The sequence below is a fragment of the Pseudomonas sp. B15(2017) genome (assembly GCF_002113215.1).
Taxonomy (GTDB): domain Bacteria; phylum Pseudomonadota; class Gammaproteobacteria; order Pseudomonadales; family Pseudomonadaceae; genus Aquipseudomonas.
This window is the reverse complement of record NZ_NEJZ01000001.1, coordinates 468158-487806: the sequence shown is the minus strand read 5'-3', so window position 1 is coordinate 487806 and position 19649 is coordinate 468158. Positions and strand designations below refer to the sequence as shown.

Genomic DNA, 19649 nt, shown 5'->3' with positions numbered 1-19649 from the left:
CCATGCAAGGCGCACATCTCAGACATCAGCCACCCGCACCCGGCCGCAAGCCGGTGCCGCGGGGTGCCAGCCGAATGGTGGCCAAAGAGCCGATGTCCGCGCGCCTGCCGAAAGCCAACTTCGGCTTCTTGAAAAGTCTGTTCTGGCCGGTGCTGCTGGTGGCCCTGGGGTTCGGTACTTACGAAGGCGCGCAGCGTTTGTTGCCGTACGCCGACCGGCCGATCACCAAGATCGCCGTGCAGGGCGACCTGAGTTACATCAGCCAGCAAGCGGTGCAGCAGCGGATCGCCCCGTACGTGGCGTCGAGCTTCTTCACCATCGACCTGGCGAGCATGCGCACCGAGCTTGAGCAGATGCCGTGGATCGCCCACGCCGAAGTACGTCGGGTCTGGCCGGATCAGGTGGTGATCCGCCTCGAAGAGCAACTGCCGGTGGCCCGCTGGGGCGACGAGTCGTTGCTCAACAACCAGGGCCAGGCGTTCACGCCCAAGGAACTGGCGAACTACGAACACCTGCCGCAGCTGTTCGGCCCGCAGCGGGCCCAGCAGCAAGTGATGCAGCAATACCAGGTACTGAGCCAGATGCTCCGGCCATTGGGCTTCTCGATTGCGCGGCTCGAGCTGCGTGAACGTGGCAGCTGGTTCCTGACCACCGGTGCCGGCAGTTCCGGTCCCGGGATCGAACTGCTGCTGGGACGCGGCAACCTGGTGGAAAGGATGCGCCGCTTCATTGCCATCTACGACAAGACGCTTAAAGACCAGATTACGAACATTGCGCGCATCGATCTGCGCTACGCCAACGGCCTCGCTGTTGGCTGGCGGGAACCAGTAGCGCCGACGACAGCCCAACCCGCTGTCGCAAAGAATTAAGAAGAGGCAGGACCCATGGCAAACGTGCAAAGCGGCAAAATGATCGTCGGTCTCGATATCGGCACCTCCAAGGTGGTGGCGCTGGTCGGCGAGGTTGCGGACGACGGCACGCTCGATATCGTCGGGATCGGCACCCATCCGTCCCGCGGCCTGAAAAAAGGCGTGGTGGTCAACATCGAGTCCACCGTGCAGTCGATCCAGCGCGCGATCGAGGAAGCCCAGTTGATGGCGGGCTGCCGCATTCACTCGGCGTTCGTCGGCGTGGCAGGCAATCACATCCGCAGCCTGAACTCCCACGGCATCGTCGCGATCCGCGACCGCGAAGTCAGCTCCGCTGACCTGGAGCGCGTACTCGACGCCGCCCAGGCCGTGGCGATCCCGGCTGACCAGCGTGTGTTGCACACCCTGCCGCAGGATTACGTGATCGATAACCAGGAAGGCGTGCGCGAGCCGCTGGGCATGTCCGGCGTGCGTCTGGAAGCCAAGGTTCACGTGGTCACCTGCGCCGTCAACGCTGCACAGAACATTGAAAAATGCGTGCGTCGCTGCGGTCTGGAAATCGACGACATCATTCTTGAGCAACTGGCCTCGGCCTACTCGGTCCTGACCGACGACGAAAAAGAGCTGGGCGTTTGCCTGGTCGACATCGGCGGCGGCACCACCGACATCGCGATCTTCACCGAAGGCGCCATCCGCCACACGGCGGTGATCCCGATCGCGGGCGACCAGGTGACCAACGACATCGCCATGGCGTTGCGCACTCCGACCCAGTACGCCGAAGAAATCAAGATCCGTTACGCCTGCGCCCTGGCCAAACTGGCCGGTGCCGGCGAGACCATCAAGGTGCCGAGCGTCGGCGACCGTCCGCCGCGCGAACTGTCGCGTCAGGCACTGGCCGAAGTGGTCGAGCCGCGTTACGACGAACTGTTCACCCTGATCCAGGCCGAGCTGCGCCGCAGCGGCTACGAAGACCTGATCCCGGCCGGCATCGTGCTGACCGGTGGTACCTCGAAGATGGAAGGCGCTACCGAACTGGCCGAAGAAATCTTCCACATGCCGGTCCGCTTGGGCGTGCCGCACGGCGTGAAGGGGCTGGATGACGTGGTACGCAACCCGATTTATTCCACTGGCGTTGGCTTGTTGATGTACGGCCTGCAGAAGCAGTCCGACGGGATCTCGTTCTCGGGCATCGGCAACCGCGACAGCTACAGCAGCGATGAGCCGCAGGCGCCGTTGCTGGACCGTTTGAAGAAGTGGGTTCAAGGCAACTTCTGACGCTTTACCGCAGCACCGCAACAAATCAGCAGTAGGCGAAAAAACTAGAGAATGTAAGGAGAGGGAAAATGTTCGAACTCGTAGACAACATCCCCGCAAGCCCGGTAATCAAAGTTATCGGTGTTGGCGGTGGCGGCGGCAACGCTGTCAACCACATGGTCAAGAGCAACATCGAAGGCGTGGAATTCATCTGCGCCAACACCGATGCTCAAGCGCTGAAAAACATCGGCGCGCGCACCATTCTGCAACTGGGCACCGGCGTGACCAAAGGCCTGGGCGCCGGCGCCAACCCGGAAGTCGGCCGTCAGGCTGCGCTGGAAGATCGCGAGCGCATTGCTGAAGTGCTGGCCGGCACCAACATGGTGTTCATCACCACCGGCATGGGCGGCGGTACCGGTACCGGTGCTGCGCCGATCATCGCCGAAGTGGCCAAGGAAATGGGCATCCTGACCGTTGCGGTCGTGACCCGTCCGTTCCCGTTCGAAGGTCGCAAGCGTATGCAGATCGCCGACGAAGGCATCCGCATGCTCTCGGAAAGCGTCGACTCGCTGATCACCATTCCGAACGAAAAACTGCTGACCATTCTCGGTAAAGACGCAAGCCTGCTGTCGGCTTTCGCCAAGGCTGACGATGTACTGGCCGGCGCCGTTCGCGGTATCTCCGACATCATCAAGCGTCCGGGCATGATCAACGTCGACTTCGCCGACGTGCGCACCGTGATGAGCGAAATGGGCATGGCGATGATGGGCACTGGCTGCGCCAGCGGTCCGAACCGTGCACGTGAAGCGACCGAAGCAGCCATCCGCAACCCGCTGCTGGAAGACGTGAACCTGCAAGGCGCACGCGGCATCCTGGTGAACATCACTGCCGGTCCTGACCTGTCTCTGGGTGAGTACTCCGACGTGGGTTCGATCATCGAAGCCTTCGCTTCCGAGCACGCAATGGTCAAGGTCGGTACCGTGATCGATCCGGACATGCGCGATGAACTGCACGTGACCGTGGTTGCTACCGGTCTGGGCGCGAAAATCGAGAAGCCTGTGAAGGTCATCGACAACACCGTTCACACCTCGATGGCGGCTGCTCCAGTGCAGCAACCGGCACCCGCTCGTCAGGAACAGCCAGCGGTGAACTACCGTGACCTGGACCGTCCGACCGTCATGCGCAACCAGGCTCAGGCCGGTGCTGCGACTGCCGCGAAGATGAATCCGCAAGATGACCTGGACTACCTGGACATCCCGGCTTTCCTGCGTCGTCAGGCCGATTGATGAAATGTATCAGGGGTATTCAGGTGATTGGTGTTCAGCAAAGGCTCGGTCTGCTATCATCGCCAGCCTTTGTTGATACCAGTTCGCAATTTGCGCTGAAGCGGCCCATGCCATGATTAAACAACGCACACTGAAAAATATTATCCGTGCCACCGGTGTAGGTCTGCACTCCGGGGAGAAGGTTTACCTGACCCTCAAGCCTGCACCTGTCGACACCGGGATCGTCTTTCGTCGTGCCGATCTCGATCCGGTTGTCGAGATACCGGCTCGCGCGGCCAACGTCGGCGAGACAACCATGTCGACGACGCTGGTCAACGGTGACGTGAAGGTAGACACGGTGGAGCACCTGCTCTCGGCCATGGCTGGCCTGGGCATCGATAACGCCTACGTCGAGCTCTCCGCGTCTGAAGTCCCGATCATGGATGGCAGCGCAGGACCTTTCGTATTCCTGATTCAATCGGCTGGCCTGGAAGAACAGGACGCCGCCAAGAAATTCATCCGCATCCTGCGTGAAGTGACAGTGGAAGACGGCGACAAGCGCGCCACTTTCGTCCCTTTCGAAGGGTTCAAGGTGAGCTTCGAGATCGATTTCGATCACCCGGTTTTCCGGGACCGCACCCAAAGTGCAAGCGTGGACTTTTCCAGCACTTCGTTCGTAAAAGAAGTCAGCCGCGCCCGTACTTTCGGTTTCATGAGTGACATCGAGTACCTGCGCAAGCACAACCTCGCACTCGGCGGTAGCGTGGAAAACGCGATCGTGGTCGATGCCGATGGCGTACTGAACGAAGACGGCCTTCGCTATGAAGACGAATTCGTGAAGCACAAGATCCTCGATGCGATTGGCGACCTGTACCTGCTGGGCAACAGCCTGATTGGTGAGTTCAAGGGCTTCAAGTCCGGCCACGCACTGAACAACCAGCTACTGCGCAAGTTGATTGAGCAGAAAGATGCCTGGGAAGTCGTGACGTTCGAAGACGCCAGCACTGCACCAATCTCTTACATGCGCCCGGTTGCGGCGGTGTAAGTAAAAAACCTCTCTAGTTTTTTGAAGGCCACCTTTGGGTGGCCTTTTTTTATGCCTGCTCTCAGGCCATGACTACCCGGTTTCGCCCACCTTCCTTGGCTTGATACAGCGCCTTGTCCGCTGCGAACAACAGCTGCTCCAGGCTGATCTCGCTGGTGGCTGTCCAGGTGCTGATGCCGATGCTCACGGTCATCGGTGACTGGTCTTGATTCACGCCCGGCAGTTGTTCCACCGCCGCGCGAATGTGCTCGGCGATCTGTTGTGCTCCCAGGCTGTCGGTCTCTGCGAGAATCACCGAAAACTCCTCACCGCCATACCGCGCCACCAGATCCGCCGGACGCCGCACATTGGAGGTGATTACCCTGGCCAGTTCACGCAACGCCTGATCCCCGGCCTGGTGCCCGTGTCGGTCGTTGAAGGCCTTGAAGTGGTCCGCGTCGATCATCAGCAATGACAGCGGCTTGCCCGAGCGCTGGGCGCGGAACCATTCGTGGCGCAGCGACTGATCGAGCATTCGCCGGTTGGCGACCCCCGTCAGGGCATCGGTCGCCGCCAATTGCGCCAGTTCCCGTTCGGCCCGCTGGCGCAGGCGCAGCTCCCGGGCCAGCAGCCAGGTCAGCCACAGCAGGCCGGCACACAGCACGCCGGTGGCGCCGCTGATCAGGATCGCCGTGCGTCGCCACGCGCCGAATACTTCTTCGCTGGACAGGGCAACGATCACCGTCAGCGGCAGATTGCCGACCCGCGAATAGGTGTACAGCCGTTGCTGATAATCCATGCTCGAAATGCTGTTGAAACTGCCGCTGCCGTTGCTGTCGCGCAGGATCCGCACCACATTGGGCCGGGTGGCGAAGCTCTTGCCGATCGAATCACTTTGCAGGTAAGGCTTTTGCGCCAGCAGGATGCCGTCGTTGTTGATGATGTTCAGGGTGCTGTCGATGCCGATATCGAGGCTGTTGAACAGCTGATCGAAGTAGTCGAGTTTCATCGACGCCACGGCCACGCCCAGGAAATCGCCGGTGTCCGAGGAAATCCGCCGGCTGAAACTGATCCGCCACTGGTCTGCGTCGTCGCAGTCGCAACGGGGCTTGAACGGGCGGCTGATGAACATGCCGGCGTCGCGGTTGAAGGCGTGGGCCAGGAAGTAATCGCGGTCGGCGAAATTGCCCGGTAGCGGTTCGACCCGCGAGGAGTCGGCGATGACCTCGCCATGCTTGTCGAGCAGCAGAATGTCGCCCTTGAAACGCGCTGTGGTGGAGCGGTCGAACAGCGCCAGGTGACGGATCTGCGGCGACACGTTTTTCAGGTCGTCACGTTGGGCGGCGGCGATCAGTCCTTGCAACGTCAGGTCATACAACTCGACGGTGCGCAGCACATCGGCGTCGATCAACTGCGCAATGGTAGTCGCGCTGCGGGTGGCCGATTCCTGAGCGTTGGCGTGTTCGCGGATCAGCAGGAACGTGACGATACACACAATCGCGATCACGCTCAGCAGGCTGCCGAGGATCAGCAGCAGCTCGGGACGTCCGGTCTTGCCCGCAGCAGGTGGGGTACGGCTCGCGATCATGGTTGGGTTGTCGGTTGAGGAGTCTTATAAGCGTAGTTGTACAAACGTCGCTGCCGCACACGCAAGAAAAAGGCCAGCGCATAAGGCCGGCCTCTCAACTGTAGCGCCGATCTTAGAAGACGTTGATCGGGTAGTCGATGATCACACGGTATTCATCCGTGTCCGTATCCAGCGCACCGTAACCGTTGCCGCCACGGTTGGTCGCCCATTGCAGGCGCACTGCGAGGTCTTTGGCCTGACCGCTCTGCACCACGTATTTGAGGTCGATATCGCGCTCCCAGTGTTTGGCGTTGCCGCGATCGGCGCTGTACCACGAGGCGTAACCCTTGCTCTGCGGATCGACCTTGGTCAGGTCCAGCGTGCCGCGCGAGTAGGACAACGAAGAGGTCAGGCCTGGCAAGCCGAGTCCTGCGAAATCGTAGGCGTACTTGAGTTTCCACGAGCGCTCGTTCGGTCCGTTGAAGTCCGAGTACTGCTGCGAGTTGTCGAGGTAAACGCTGTCGCCCTGGCTGATGTAATCGAACGGCGTGTTGCCGTTGACCTGCTGGTACGCGGCGGTGACGCTGTGATTGCCGATACCCACGGTGAAATGCAGGCTGTAGGTGTTGTTGTCGATGTTGCCCAGAAGCGCGTCGCCGGTGTCCTGCGTGTGATAGAAGTGCAGGCCCGGGTTGAGGGTCACCCGATCGTTCAGCGCCCAGGTGTAGTCGAGGTCGTAGTAGTACTGGTTCCAGATGTCCTTCAACTCGGAGGCGTACAGACTGCTGGTCAGGCCTTCGACACCGCTCCAGGCCACGCCGGCCCAGTTCAGATGCTGGCTCTTGTCGCCGTCGGCGAGGGTGCCGTAAGAAGTGCCGATGCGTTTGTGGCCACTCTGGTTGTAGGGTTTGGTGAAACTGGCCTGGCCGCCTTCGATCATCCAGCCGTCGAAGCTGTGGTTGGTCAGGCTGAGGCCACGAAAAGTCTGCGGCAGCATGCGCGTCTCGCCACCGGCGATCACCGGATTGGCGAGGAACAGGTCACCGGCCTTCAGTTCGGTATCGAACGCACGCATTTTCAGCGTACCGCCCGCCGTGGAGAACGAGCCCGGCGCTTTGCCGTTGCCGTCGCTGACGGGCAGGATGCTGGAGTTATCGGTGCCACCACCGCCGTCGAGTTTCAGACCGAGCATGGCGTGGGCATCGATGCCGAAGCCGACCGTGCCCTCGGTGTAACCCGACTCGAATTTGCCGAGCAAACCCTGGCCCCACTCGATGTTGTCATCCGTCTGCTGCAGACGGTTGCGATTCATGTAGTAGTTGCGCGCGTTGAGGTTGAGACTCGCGCCTTCGATGAAACCTTGTTTCTCGGCTTCGGCAGCATGGGCGGCGGGGGCAATCGTTGCGGCAATTGCAATGAACAGCGGGGTAAAGCGAACTGGGTAACGCACGTGCGGTAAAGCTCCTTGGGTCAACTGACACTTCAATGTCTTGAGGTGCGGGATGTTTCAGTTGTTAAAGACGCACCAGACAGCTTTCACACCACAACGAAAAAAGGCCGCTGAAAATCAGCGGCCTGGAAGGACGACGGTTGAACGGGAAGAGCCAAACAACCGCGTCGAGGGAAACGGAGCGGTGCGCGCCTCAGCTGTCGGATCCGGAGTCGGACTGCGCTTGGGAAAGGCCGGCCTGCGGGGCTTGCGTGGCGTCCTTGGCCTTGGCCATCATTTCTGCCTGATGCTGTTCATACGCTTGAGCGCGAGCTGCATTGTGCGCTGCGAACGACTGCGATTCTTCAGCCATCGCCATCGGCGACAGGATCAATGAGGACAAAACGAAAGCGCTGGCAATACCCATACTGTTGGACATCTTGAAAACCTTCTTGCTTGGCAAGTGCTGTTTGGTGCGGGCAAAGATAAGGTTGCCAGGCGTTGGGAAACAGCGTGATTTTCATAAATGACTGTTACAGCGCAAGCAAAGATCAGCAGGTGAACATTACTGGGCTCGGCGTGGGAATACCTTGATGGAAGCTCTGTGTTCGACTTTGGAATGGAACGCGGAGCGTCCCGGGCGGCATTCCCACGCAGAGCGTGGGAACGATGAGGGGTGGGGTCAGACCGGTAAGTGAATCCCGAAAGTATTGATCCCGCGATCACTGCGCACAAACACGTCGCCGCCATGCATCAACGCAATCGCCTTGACGATCGCCAGCCCCAACCCGTGATTGTTGCCGCTGTTGGTGCGCGATGCATCGACCCGGTAGAAACGCTCGAACAAGCGCGGTAAATGCTCGCTGGCAATCGGCGAGCCGGGGTTGGCCACGCCGATGCTGACCTGATGTTCCTCGACCGCGATCTGCACTTCGATCACCTGTCCGGGCGCGGTGTGTTGCACCGCGTTGCTCAGCAGATTGATCAACGCCCGGCGCAGATGAGCGATCTCGATCTGCACCTGCGCATCGCCGCTCACCCGAACCTGAACCTGCGCATCTTCGAGGATGAAGTCGAGGTATTCGAGGGTGGTCGCCACTTCATCGGCCAGTGAAGTCGAGGTCAGTTTGGTGGCCTTGCTGCCCTGATCGGCGCTGGCCAGAAACAGCATGTCGTTGATGATCGAGCGCAGGCGTTCCAGCTCTTCGAGGTTGGATTGCAGCACTTCGAAATAATGCTCGGCAGAGCGCCCGCGAGTCAGCGCGACCTGGGTCTGGCCGATCAGGTTCGTCAACGGCGAGCGCAGTTCATGGGCGACGTCGGCGTTGAAGGATTCAAGCCGCGAATAGGCTTGTTCAACCCGCTCCAGCGTCGAGTTGAACGAGTCGACGAACTGCTCCAGTTCCGGCGGCAATGGCGACATGCGCAGGCGCCCGGCCCGCAACGGCGGCGCCAGACGTTGGGCTTCATGGGACAGTTTGATCAGCGGTTTGAGGCCGATTCGCGCCACCCAGTAACCCAATGCCGAGGCCAGCAGCACGCCGATCACCGCCAGACTGATCAGCGCGATCAGCAACTGATGCTGGGTCTGGTGAAGGGTCTCGGTGTCGATGCCGATCATGAAGCGCAGCGGCGGGCGCTGATCCTTGGCCGGCAGTTCGGTCAGCAGCACTTTCAGCGGGTAAGGATGGTTGGGCAGTTGCAGGTCGCGCATGCCCGGCGCACCTTGGGCGAACGCACGGATCAAGGCATCCGGCTCGCCGAATTCGTACCCCGGATTGCCGCTGACCACCCAGAAATGGATGCGCTTGTCTTCTTCGCCGAGCAGCTTGAGCTTGGCATTGATCTTTACCCAATGCTCGGGAGTGCCATAGCGGTTGAGCGCGGATTCGAGCACGCTGTAACGCGCATCCAGTTCCGCTTCCGGCAGCAGGCCGAGGCCCTTGTCCACTTGTTGATACAGCGCGCCGCCGATCAACAGGAAGACCAGCAGCGCCACCAGCGTGAACATCCCGCTCAGGCGCAGCGCTATTGAGTTACTGGACACCGCGGCTCTCCAGCACATAACCCATGCCGCGGATCGTGTGCAGCAATTTCTCCTCGAACGGCCCGTCGAGCTTGGCCCGCAGGCGCTTGATCGCAACTTCGACGACGTTGGCGTCGCTGTCGAAATTGATGTCCCAGACCATTTCCGCAATCGCGGTTTTCGACAGGATTTCGCCCTGACGCCGGGCCAGCACGCTGAGCAGCGAAAACTCTTTCGCCGTCAGATCCAGCCGGGTACCGGCGCGGGTGGCCTTGCGGCTGATCAGGTCGATCCACAGGTCGGCGATGCTCACTTGCACCGGTTCATGGCCACCGCTGCGGCGGGTCAGCGCTTGCAGGCGCGCCACCAGTTCGAGGAAGGAAAACGGTTTGCCGAGGTAATCGTCGGCGCCGTCGCGCAGGCCCCTGATCCGGTCCTCGACCCGCTCGCGGGCGGTGAGCATGATCACCGGTGTCTGCTTGCGCACGCACAATGCGCGCAGCACGCCGAAACCGTCGAGGCCCGGCAGCATCACGTCGAGGACGATCACCGCGTAGTCGCTTTCCAGCGCCAGGTGCAGGCCCTCGATACCGTCGCGGGCCAGATCCACGGTGTAACCCTGTTCCGTCAGGCCGCGGTGCAGGTAGTCCGCGGTTTTCTCTTCGTCTTCGATAATCAGAACGCGCATGACCCGCCTCAGTCTGTCGTTGCCAGCGCCGCGACGGGCGCAGGTTTGGGCTTGTGGAACAGCCGCTCAAGCCACAAGTATATGACCGGCGTGGTGAACAGCGTCAGCATCTGGCTGACCAGCAAGCCGCCCACCACCGCGATCCCCAGCGGCTGGCGCAGTTCGGCGCCGGTGCCGTAGCCGAGCATCAGCGGCAGCGCGCCTAGCAGCGCGGCGAGGGTGGTCATGATGATCGGCCGGAACCGCGTGATACACGCTTCGAAAATCGCATCCTGCGGCGACAGCCCGCGATGACGCTGCGCCTCAAGGGCGAAGTCGATCATCAGGATTCCGTTCTTCTTGACGATACCGATCAGCAGTACCAGCCCGATCAGCGCCATGATCGAAAAGTCCTGACCGCAGATCCACAGCATGATCACCGCGCCCAGACCCGCCGCCGGCAGGGTCGAGATGATCGTCAGCGGATGGACGAAGCTCTCGTAGAGCACGCCCAGGATGATGTACACCGCCACCAGCGCCGCGAGAATCAGCCACGGCTGACTTTTCAGCGAACTCTGGAACGCTTGGGCCGCGCCCTGGAAGTTGCCGCTGATTGCGGTCGGCATGCCGATTTCGGCTTTGGCCTGATTGAGCAGAATCACTGCATCGCCCAGTGCCACACCGGGCGCCAGGTTGAACGACAGGTTGGCGGCCGGGAACATGCCGTCGTGGGCGATGGACAGCGGGCCGATGGTCGGCGCGTCGAAGCGGGCCAGCGCCGACAGCGGCACCATTTCTCCGCTCAGCGGTGAGCGCAGGTAGAAATAGTTGAGGCTTTCGGCCTTGCCGCGCTGCTTGGTGTCCAGCTCCAGGATCACGTTGTACTGGTTGACCTGAGTCTGGAATTCGTTGATCTGCCGCTGGCCGAAGGCGTCGTACAGCGCTTCATCGACATCACTCGCCGTCAGGCCGAAACGCGCGGCGGCGCTGCGGTCGATGCTGATGTGGGTGATGCTGCCGCCCAGTTGCAGGTCGTTGGAAATGTCACGGAACGCCGGAATGCTGCGCAGCTTTTCGGTGAGTTTCTGGGTCCAGGTGGCGAGGGTCGGCCCGTCGTTGCTCTTGAGCACGTATTGATACTGAGCACGGCTCGGGCCGGAGCTGAGGTTGATGTCCTGGCCGGCGCGCAGGTAAAGCACGATGCCGGGGACTTTCATCAGTTGCGGACGAATGCGGTCGATGAACTGGCTGGCTGAAACATCTCGGTCGCCGCGTTTTTTCAGCGCAATCCAGAAGCGCCCGTTGGCGATGGTCTGGTTGCTGCCGGATACGCCCACCGAGTGGGAAAACGCCTGGACGGCCGGATCGGCGGCGACGATTTCGGCCATCGCCAGGTGTTTTTTCACCATGTCGCTGTAGGAGATATCGGCTGCAGCTTCGGTGGTGCCGAGGACGAAGCCGGTGTCCTGCACCGGGAAGAACCCTTTGGGGATAAACACGTAGCCGCCAATCGCCAGTGCGACGGAAAGGCCGAACACGCCGATCATCAGTTTCTGGTGGGCGAGGGCGCGGCGCAGGCCCTTCTCGTACCAGCCGAGCAGGCGTTCGCTGAAGCCCGGTCTGTCATGGGCGTGATGCACCGGTTTGCGCATGAACAGCGCGGCGAGGGTTGGCGCCAGAGTCAGCGACACCACCACGGAAATCAGGATGGTCGAGGTGGCCGTCAGGGCAAATTCCTTGAACAACCGCCCGACCACGCCACCCATGAACAGCAGCGGAATGAACGCCGCCACCAGCGAAAAACTGATCGAGACCACGGTGAAACCGATCTCGCCGGCGCCCTTGATTGCGGCGTCGCGCATGCTGTCGCCGGCCTCGAGGTGGCGGTGAATGTTTTCCACCACCACGATCGCATCGTCGACCACGAAACCTACCGCCACGACGATGGCCACCAGCGTCAGGTTGTTCAGGCTGAAACCGAGCAAGTACATCAGGGCGAAACTGGCGGTCAGCGACACGCCGAGTACCGCCGAAACGATCATCGTTGCCGACAGCTGACGCAGGAACAGTGCCATCACCGCCACCACCAGCAGGATCGCGATCAGCAAAGTGATTTCCACTTCATGCAGCGAGGCGCGGATGGTCTGGGTACGGTCAATCAGGGTTTTGACCTGCACCGAGGCTGGCAGCATGGCTTCGAGGCCGGGCAGGGCGGCCTGAATCCGGTCCACCGTTTCGACGATGTTGGCGCCGGGCTGGCGGAAGATCACCAGGTTCACGCCCGGCTGATCGCCAGCCCACGCTTGCACGTAGGCATCTTCCGAACCGTTGACGACTTTGGCGACATCCTTGAGGTGAACCGGGGCGCCGTCCTTGTAGGAAACGATGAGCTGACTGTATTCCTCGGGGTGGAACAACTGGTCGTTGGTCGACAGCGTGGAAATGCTCGACTCGCCGTACAGCGCACCTTTGGCGAGGTTGAGGCTGGTCTGCTGGATCGCCACGCGAATATCGGCGAGGGTCAGGCCGATGGCTGCCAGTTTGTCCGCCGAGGCCTGTACGCGAATCGCCGGACGTTGCTGGCCGGTGATGTTGATCTGGCCTACGCCGTCGATCTGACTGATCTGACGCGCAAGGAGGGTTTCCACCAGGTCACTGAGTTCGGTGCCGGGCATTTGCGTGGAGCTGACGCTGAGGATCAGCACCGGGCTGTCGGCCGGGTTGACCTTCCTCCAGGTCGGCAGGGTCGGCATGTCTTTTGGCAGTTTGCCGGCGGCGGTGTTGATTGCGGCCTGCACTTCCTGGGCGGCGGTGTCGATGCTCTTGTCGAGGGTGAATTGCAGGGTCAGCAGAGTGGAGCCCAGCGCACTGCTGGAGGTCATCTGGGTCATGCCGGGGATGGCGCTGAATTGCACCTCCAGCGGCGTGGCCACGGACGAGGCCATGGTGTCCGGACTGGCGCCGGGCAACTGTGCGGAAACTTGAATCGTCGGAAATTCCGCTTCCGGCAACGGGGCGACCGGCAGGCGCGGGAAGGCAATCACTCCGACCAGTACCAGCGCGATGGTCAGCAGAATCGTCGCCACCGGATGATCGATGCACCAGGTCGAAACGCCTTTGTGCTGCTTCATGGCTGGGGCTCCGCTTGCACCACCTGCGGCGGTTCGCTCATGACCTGCACGGTCGAGCCGGGCTTGAGCCGCGACTGGCCATCACTGACCAATACGTCGCCGGGTTTCACGCCCTTGATGATGTCCTGGCCGCTGCCCTGGTAAACCATCTGCACTTGCACGGCTTCAACCTTGTCGCCGTTGACCCGGTACACGAAGTGTTGATCGAGGCCGCGTTGTACGACGGTGGGCGGGACCACCAGCGCATCTTTATCCAGCGCTGTCTGAATCTTTACCGTCACCAGCAGGCCGGGCCAGAGCTTCTGGTCCGGGTTGTCGAATTCGGCCTTGGCGCGGATGGTGCCGGTGTTGGCGTTGATCTGGTTGTCGATCAGCGTCAGGTGACCTTCCCCCAGCAGGTTGCCGGTTTCTCCGTCGGTGTCGGCGCCGATGTACGCCTTGACCTGAGCGCGCTGCGGATCGCTGATCAAGCCTTGCAGGGTCGGCAGCATTTGCTGGGGCAGGGAAAACTCGACGGCGATCGGGTCGATCTGGGTCACGGTGAACAGACCCTGGGTGTCGGTCATGCGCAGGAAATTGCCTTCGTCGACCGTGCGAATCCCGACGCGGCCGGTGACCGGGGAGCGAATCTGGGTGTAGGAAAGTTGTACCTGAGCCGCGTCAATCGAAGCCTGATTGCCCTGGGCGGTGGCCTTGAGCTGGTTGACCAGTGCCTGTTGCTGGTCGTAGGTCTGCTTCGATACGCCGTCGTCGACGCTCAGCAGTTTGTAGCGCTTGAGGTTGACCAGAGCGACTTGCAGTTGCGCCTGGCTTTCGCCCAGTTGCGCCCGGGCCTGGTCGAGGCTGGCGCGGATCGAGCGGTCGTCGATGGTGGCGAGCAGGTCGCCCTGTTTTACCAGTTGACCTTCCTTGACCAACAGCTTGGTGAGGATGCCGTCGATCTGTGGGCGCACCACCACGCTGTGCAGCGAGAGGACCGAGCCGATGCCGCTGGTGTAGCGGGGTACGTCTTTTTCGCTGACGGCGACGACCCGCACCGGGATGGCGGTGGGGGCGGCCAGTTTGGCCGGGGCGGGTTTTACCGCATACCACAGGCCGGCGGCTGCAAGGGCGATCAGCAGGGTGGCGAGCAGGGCCTTTTTCTTCTGGATTTGCATGCTTGTGGGGCGCCAGGGGGACGGGGTTTGGGCAGGTTTTGTCTTTATAAACTTGTTTGCGGGTCAGGAGGGTGACGGCTAACTGACGGCGCTGTCAGTTTCAGCTTTTGACTTGGCGGCCTTTGGGCCGACCATGCTGTTTTGGGTTTGGGTGTATATCCGTTTCTTCGGGTGTTGCGGCTGGCGGTTTCGCCCTTACGGCGAGTCCCTTTTTCAAACGCCAAAAAGGAACCAAAAGGCTTGGCCCCTGCGTTCGGCGCCTCGCTGTGGCTCGGCGTTCCTTCGTTCCGGGATTCATCCGGGGGCATCGCCTACGGTTTGCTTCGCTGCACCTCCTCTCGATGCATGCGGCTGCGCCGCACGGTCGCTGCGCTCCCACCCCCGGATAAATCCCTCCACTCAGCCTTCCGATGGGGCCGGCACGTCAAAAGCGGTACTCGAGCTAACGCTCATTGTGTTGAGTGGTTAGAAGCAGAAAGCAGAAAGCAGAAAGCAGAAAGCGGACTGCTTTTGCTCTGATCGTTCCCACGCTCCGCGTGGGAATGCAGCCCGGGACGCTCCGCGTTCCATTTTCGGATGTTTGGAAATGTGGGGGGGGGGTACCGTTTGTTGTTGCAGTGCTTTTGATCGTTCCCACGCTCCGCGTGGGAATGCAGCCCGGGACGCTCCGCGTTCCATTTTCGAATGTTTAAAGATGTGTGGGATTCACTGAACCTTCCCACAAGGTTTTCAGGTTGTCCGTCGGAAGCACGCTCTCTAGTCTTTGGCTGTCGCTGCCAATTCAGCGAACAGGTGTGGAAACCTGATTTCAAGTAGTTGCAAAGCTTCTCCCCGTAACCGTTGCCGACGTCTTCTTTCGTCTGCAAACTGCGTCGCGGCGGCTGTGCGCAGGCAGACTTCGGTCTGGCCGGTTGCCTACTTATCGGTTTTCCACCCTGCGTACAGCTGCCACCTTTTGTCGTGTGGAAACGACGAGGGATGGCTCCATAGCCAAGTAGGAGTTTTTCATGGACAAACTGATACCCGATCCACCCTACGAATCCCCCACCCCTCTCGAAGAAGCCATGCGCGCCGAAGACCTCGCCCGTAACCGCGAAGCCATCAAACGCGCCCTCGACTATTACCTTTGCCCGAAGCCCTCGAAACCACGCCCGAGCACGATGTACATGGTCACTCCCAACGTCGATACCGAAAGCCTGTTGGTCAATGCCTGCGAATCCCTGGCCTCGGCCAGTACCATCGCCAGCAATTTCGCCAACGAACTCACAGGCCCGCAGCGCAGTACGGCGCTCGGGATCCAGCAGATCATCATGCTGGCTGAGCTTGCAGTGAATCGGGCGCTGGATCGGGTTGATCCGCCAACGTGATCCGCTAGGCGAAGAGTCCCGAAAAGGAACCGGTCATGCCCTTTCGGGGGCTCTTTAAAGTCTGCGCGCGCAGGTATACTGCGCGTCTTCGCGGCTCATTCACCGGGCCGGACTTTTGCTTCCCGGAGCTTTCATGACTTCCCCAATCGACAACGCTGTGAGCGATGTCCCGGCAGAGCTGGCCGAGGCCGGCGAGACTAAACCGACCATTCCTGCCTTCAAGTTTCCGTTCAAACCAGGTGAGCTGGCCGCCGCCAAAGGCGCCAGGCAGCCGCAGTTCAAGGGCAAGGACGGTGACCGTCACGCCAGGACCCCGGGTGTGGCGCCGTCGGGCACGCGCCGTTCGATGGGCAAGCGCTGATTCATTCCCGCCTCGGCCGTCGCTGTGATTTTCGGTCACAGTGATGGCTAATTGCTCAGTTCCTGAGCCAGATCAACGTTTAACCGATGAGTGCGCTTAGAGTCAGCAGCCCTGCCGACTCTTTCCAATAAAACGAGCGCGCTTTCCATGAAGATCAATCTCCCGGTGACCGGGCGCAATGTCGATGTTGCGCCGGATGCGAACATTCTCTCGACCACCGATCTGACCAGCGCGATCACCTACGCCAACGACGATTTCATCAGGATCAGCGGTTACAGCCGCGACGAGCTGCTGGGCGCGCCGCACAATTTGCTGCGTCATCCGGACATGCCCGCGCAGGCGTTTGCCCATATGTGGCAAACGCTCAAGCGCGGGCGGTCGTGGATGGGGCTGGTGAAGAATCGTTGCAAGAACGGTGATCACTACTGGGTCAGTGCCTATGTCACGCCGGTCACGCAGAACGGCGCGGCGGTGGAGTATCAGTCGGTGCGCACGCGGCCGGACGCGCGGCAGATTGCGGCGGCGCAGCGGGCGTATGCGCAGTTGCGCGAGGGGCGGGTGGCGTGGTGGCAGCGGCTGCCGGTGTTGGGTTTGCGGGCGAAGATCATGGCGTTGACCAGTTCGGTGCTGGCGGTGGTGCTGGGGATGGAAGCCTGGCTGCGGCCTGAATCCATGGGCATCGAAGCCGTCGCGCTAGTGGCTGGCAGTGGCGCGTGTGCGCTGGGCGTGGGTTGGTTGCTGGGGCCGTTGGAGCGGCTGACCGAGCGTGCTCGGGTGATTGCTGATAACCCGTTGAGCCAGGGCATTTATACCGGGCGGCGGGATCAGTTCGGGCAGATCGAGTTTGCCTTGCAGATGCTTGAAGCACAGGTCGGCGCGGTGGTCGGGCGGATCGGTGATGCGTCGCAACGGCTGGCCGGACATGCGGCGCAACTGGTGGATCATCTGCACAGCAGTCACACCAGCACGTTGGCGCAGCAGGCGGAAACCGATCAGGTGGCGGCGGCGATTCATCAGATGGCGGCCAGTGTCGCGCAGGTGGCCAGCCATGCGCAGCAGGCCTCGGTGGCGGCGGATATGGCCGGGACGGAAACCCGTGAAGGGCATCTGCTGGTGGGCGAGAGTCGCAGTGCGGTGTTGCGGCTGGCCGAGGAGTTGGGGCGGGCCACCGAGGTGATTCATCAGCTCGAAGACCACAGCAGCGAGATTTCCGGGGTGCTGGAGGTGATTCGCAGCATCGCCGAGCAGACCAATCTGCTGGCGCTCAACGCGGCGATCGAAGCGGCCCGGGCCGGGGATGCCGGGCGTGGGTTCGCGGTGGTGGCCGACGAGGTGAGGGGGCTGGCCCAGCGCACCCAGCAGTCGACCAACGAGATTCAACGGATGATCAGCACCCTGCAAAACGGTGCGCGGGATGCGGTGCTGGTGATGCAGCAGAGCAGCGAACATGTGGATAACAGCGTCGAACAGGCGCAACGTGCGGCGCGGGCGCTGGACGGGATCAGCGGGCGGGTCGAGCAGATTACCGAGATGAGCCTGCAGATTGCCGCAGCGGTCGAAGAACAGAGCGCGGTGAGTGAGGACATCAACCGCAACATCGTCAGTATTCGCACGGCTTGCGAGCTGACAGTGGATGAGGGGCGCCAGAGCCAGCTCAATTCACAGGACGTGGCGGGGCTGGCGGGGGATTTGCGTTCGCTGGCGCGGGAGTTCTGGGGGCGGCGGCAGGGCGTTTAGGCCGCCCGCAACGAAATGAACGCGTAAGTCTGCGGCGGCTCGGACACCACTTGTGCTCCGGCCGCGCGCACTTGCCCGGCGATGTCGTCGCCGGAGACATGGAACAGCCATTCGCTGTGGCCGGCAGTCAGTGGCTGCGACGTGACCTGATCGATCACCGAGGCAAACGCGCTCATGTCCGGCAGGTATGCGGTGAACCCGTCGCCCTTGAGCGCGGTGGTGCGGATGCCGAGCAAACCGCAGATCGCATCCTTGATCCGGATGTCATCGCGATCTGCCTGACGGGAGCGCTGGATCAGTGTCAGCAGTTCCTGATCCACCAGTTCACCACCGACGATCAGGTCCGGCCCTTGCTCCCACGACTCCGGCGGGCAGTCCTTGGCGGCAGGGTTCAGCGCAATGTGCGGATTGATTTCGGCGGGATAGATGCGACACACCAACGGTCGGCGCTCGTAGATGCGGCACAGTTTGTCTTCGTCAAGATTCCGGCAGGGGCCGACGTTGTAGGCGGCAAAAGTGATTGCCACATGGGCGTCGGACATTCCGCTGCGCACCACCGCCGAACGACGTTGCGCATGTTCGCGCTGCTGTTGCGGGAGGCCCAGGCCGTTGGCGAGAAACGCCTCCACCAGCACGATCACCTGACCGCCGTCGGCCGCCCACATACGGGCTTCGGCCAGGGTCAGAGGCACATGGTGATCGGTGCAGCATTTGCCGCAGCCTACGCAGGAAAAGGTCGTATTCATTGAGCGGGCAATCTTCAATCAGGGTGTGAATCGGCGACATAAAGCCGCCGTACAGGCCCGGAGTGAAGCAAGTTGTGCGCCACTCGCTCAGGGTTTGGCAGTCGGGCGGATCGAGTCCCACTCGGTGACAAACGCGGTTTTCGACTTTTTGTTGTACAGGCACAGCTCGGTGCCTTGCTGGCCCTTCATGTGTTTTTGCGGGTACTGGCCTTGCAGCAACAGCGCGGTGTAGCCGACGCGGTCATCGAATTGCGCGGCGTTACCGACTGGTTTGGCGTTTTTCAGGCCGCTGGCCTTGGTGCAACTGGCGAGCACGGTTTTGTCGTAGGCCGCCCAGGCGTCGGGGCTGGAGGCGTGGGTCAATGGGGCGATGAGGCAAAGTACGGAGAGGGCGAGGCGTTTCATGGTTCGGGCATCCTTGGGTTCAGTCCAGGATTGGAGTATGCCTGAGCGAGGAAAGTTGTCTTGCGGCCGTCATCGCGGGCAAGCCCGCTCCCACAGGGGATTGATGACGTATTCAGATTTTGCAAGCACCCGGAAACCTGTGGGAGCTGGCTTGCCTGTGATGGCAGTCTGTCAGTCCGGCACCAGTTCCCGGCGGACCACATACATTCCAGTTCTTTCGTACAAGCTCAGCGCCCGATGGTTGCTCTCCAGCACCTTCAGGTCGACAAACCCTTCACGCCGATCCTGAAATACCTTGAACGCATGCAGCAGCAACGCCCGACCCAGTCCATGGCCCTGGGCGCGAGGATGCACCACCAGATTCTTGATGTAGGAACTGGTCCAGCATTGCGCCACGCCAATGACGCCTGCGGCATCGCTTGCAATGAAACACAGTGCCGGATCGTATTCCGGATCGTTTTCGAACTGCTGTTGCCAGACGTCCAGCGCCGGCACCCGACCACCGCCTTCGCGGTAGCCGATCAGCATCAGTTCATGCACGACGGCCGCGCGTTCGGCGCTGTAGGGGGTGAGTTTGGTACCGTTCGGCCATTCGATGGCCGGCACGTCCTGGTTCAGGTCGCGCCGCATCAGAAAACAGAACG

Annotated in this window: 17 protein-coding genes and 1 pseudogene; 8 read left to right on the top strand and 10 right to left on the bottom strand. The window is 61.4% G+C overall.

Annotation, left to right across the window (positions count from 1 at the left end; translation table 11 throughout):
- Positions 1–2: 2 nt before the first annotated feature.
- From CAF73_RS02190 to lpxC, 4 genes are all read left to right on the top strand, one after another.
- A complete protein-coding gene (locus CAF73_RS02190) occupies positions 3–869 on the top strand; it encodes a cell division protein FtsQ/DivIB (RefSeq protein WP_085700832.1) in 867 nt (288 codons plus the stop codon).
- Between the two features lie 15 nt (positions 870–884).
- A complete protein-coding gene (gene ftsA, locus CAF73_RS02185) occupies positions 885–2144 on the top strand; it encodes a cell division protein FtsA (RefSeq protein ID WP_085700831.1) in 1260 nt (419 codons plus the stop codon).
- Positions 2145–2212: 68 nt separating this feature from the next.
- Positions 2213–3409 (top strand): cell division protein FtsZ, encoded by a 1197-nt coding sequence (gene ftsZ / locus CAF73_RS02180; protein WP_085700830.1) that lies wholly within the window; start codon positions 2213–2215, stop codon positions 3407–3409.
- Between the two features lie 112 nt (positions 3410–3521).
- Positions 3522–4433: a UDP-3-O-acyl-N-acetylglucosamine deacetylase gene (gene lpxC / locus CAF73_RS02175; RefSeq protein WP_007956752.1), complete on the top strand. Its 912-nt coding sequence runs from the start codon at positions 3522–3524 to the stop codon at positions 4431–4433.
- A 61-nt stretch (positions 4434–4494) separates the two neighbouring features.
- Here the strand turns inward: lpxC and CAF73_RS02170 are convergent, their stop codons facing one another.
- The 7 genes from CAF73_RS02170 to CAF73_RS02140 all read right to left on the bottom strand — a co-directional run bounded on the left by CAF73_RS02170 (position 4495) and on the right by CAF73_RS02140 (position 14389).
- Positions 4495–6000: a sensor domain-containing diguanylate cyclase gene (locus CAF73_RS02170; RefSeq protein ID WP_085701781.1), complete on the bottom strand. Its 1506-nt coding sequence runs from the start codon at positions 5998–6000 to the stop codon at positions 4495–4497.
- Between the two features lie 112 nt (positions 6001–6112).
- Positions 6113–7429, bottom strand: a complete 1317-nt coding sequence (locus CAF73_RS02165) for an OprD family porin (RefSeq protein WP_085701780.1) — start codon at positions 7427–7429, stop codon at positions 6113–6115.
- A 193-nt stretch (positions 7430–7622) separates the two neighbouring features.
- Entirely contained in the window at positions 7623–7847 is a 225-nt protein-coding gene (locus CAF73_RS02160) for a hypothetical protein (protein WP_085700827.1), read from the bottom strand.
- 243 nt (positions 7848–8090) lie between these two features.
- Positions 8091–9455 carry a heavy metal sensor histidine kinase gene (locus CAF73_RS02155; RefSeq protein WP_085700826.1) on the bottom strand — a complete coding sequence of 455 codons (1365 nt, stop codon included), beginning with the start codon at positions 9453–9455 and terminating at the stop codon, positions 8091–8093.
- The gene (locus CAF73_RS02150) at positions 9445–10122 is read right to left on the bottom strand and encodes a heavy metal response regulator transcription factor (RefSeq protein WP_085701779.1); all 678 of its coding nucleotides are present in this window, start codon (positions 10120–10122) and stop codon (positions 9445–9447) included. Before CAF73_RS02150 ends, CAF73_RS02155 begins: the two co-directional genes overlap by 11 nt.
- Before the next feature lie 8 nt (positions 10123–10130).
- On the bottom strand, positions 10131–13232 hold the full coding sequence (locus CAF73_RS02145; RefSeq protein ID WP_085701778.1) for a multidrug efflux RND transporter permease subunit: 3102 nt from the start codon (positions 13230–13232) through the stop codon (positions 10131–10133).
- Complete coding sequence (locus CAF73_RS02140; protein WP_085701777.1) at positions 13229–14389, bottom strand: efflux RND transporter periplasmic adaptor subunit; 1161 nt, start codon at positions 14387–14389, stop codon at positions 13229–13231. Before CAF73_RS02140 ends, CAF73_RS02145 begins: the two co-directional genes overlap by 4 nt.
- Positions 14390–15396: 1007 nt before the next feature.
- Between CAF73_RS02140 and CAF73_RS02135 the strand changes: the two genes are divergently transcribed.
- From CAF73_RS02135 to CAF73_RS02125, 4 genes and pseudogenes are all read left to right on the top strand, one after another.
- On the top strand, positions 15397–15756 hold the full coding sequence (locus CAF73_RS02135) for a DUF6124 family protein (protein ID WP_085700822.1): 360 nt from the start codon (positions 15397–15399) through the stop codon (positions 15754–15756).
- 133 nt (positions 15757–15889) lie between these two features.
- Complete coding sequence (locus CAF73_RS02130; RefSeq protein WP_085701776.1) at positions 15890–16117, top strand: hypothetical protein; 228 nt, start codon at positions 15890–15892, stop codon at positions 16115–16117.
- 147 nt (positions 16118–16264) lie between these two features.
- Positions 16265–16546 (top strand): annotated as a pseudogene (locus CAF73_RS30720) (PAS domain-containing protein); the annotation flags it as partial.
- A gap of 243 nt (positions 16547–16789) precedes the next feature.
- Positions 16790–17854, top strand: a complete 1065-nt coding sequence (locus tag CAF73_RS02125; protein ID WP_371918953.1) for a methyl-accepting chemotaxis protein — start codon at positions 16790–16792, stop codon at positions 17852–17854.
- On the opposite strand, the gene CAF73_RS02120 is transcribed toward CAF73_RS02125, so the two are convergent.
- From CAF73_RS02120 to CAF73_RS02110, 3 genes are all read right to left on the bottom strand, one after another.
- Positions 17851–18600: a YkgJ family cysteine cluster protein gene (locus tag CAF73_RS02120; protein ID WP_085701774.1), complete on the bottom strand. Its 750-nt coding sequence runs from the start codon at positions 18598–18600 to the stop codon at positions 17851–17853. The two genes, CAF73_RS02125 and CAF73_RS02120, sit on opposite strands and share 4 nt — an antisense overlap.
- 87 nt (positions 18601–18687) lie before the next feature.
- The gene (locus CAF73_RS02115; protein WP_085701773.1) at positions 18688–19005 is read right to left on the bottom strand and encodes a hypothetical protein; all 318 of its coding nucleotides are present in this window, start codon (positions 19003–19005) and stop codon (positions 18688–18690) included.
- A 171-nt stretch (positions 19006–19176) separates the two neighbouring features.
- Positions 19177–19635, bottom strand: a complete 459-nt coding sequence (locus tag CAF73_RS02110; protein ID WP_085701772.1) for an N-acetyltransferase — start codon at positions 19633–19635, stop codon at positions 19177–19179.
- Positions 19636–19649: the final 14 nt, after the last annotated feature.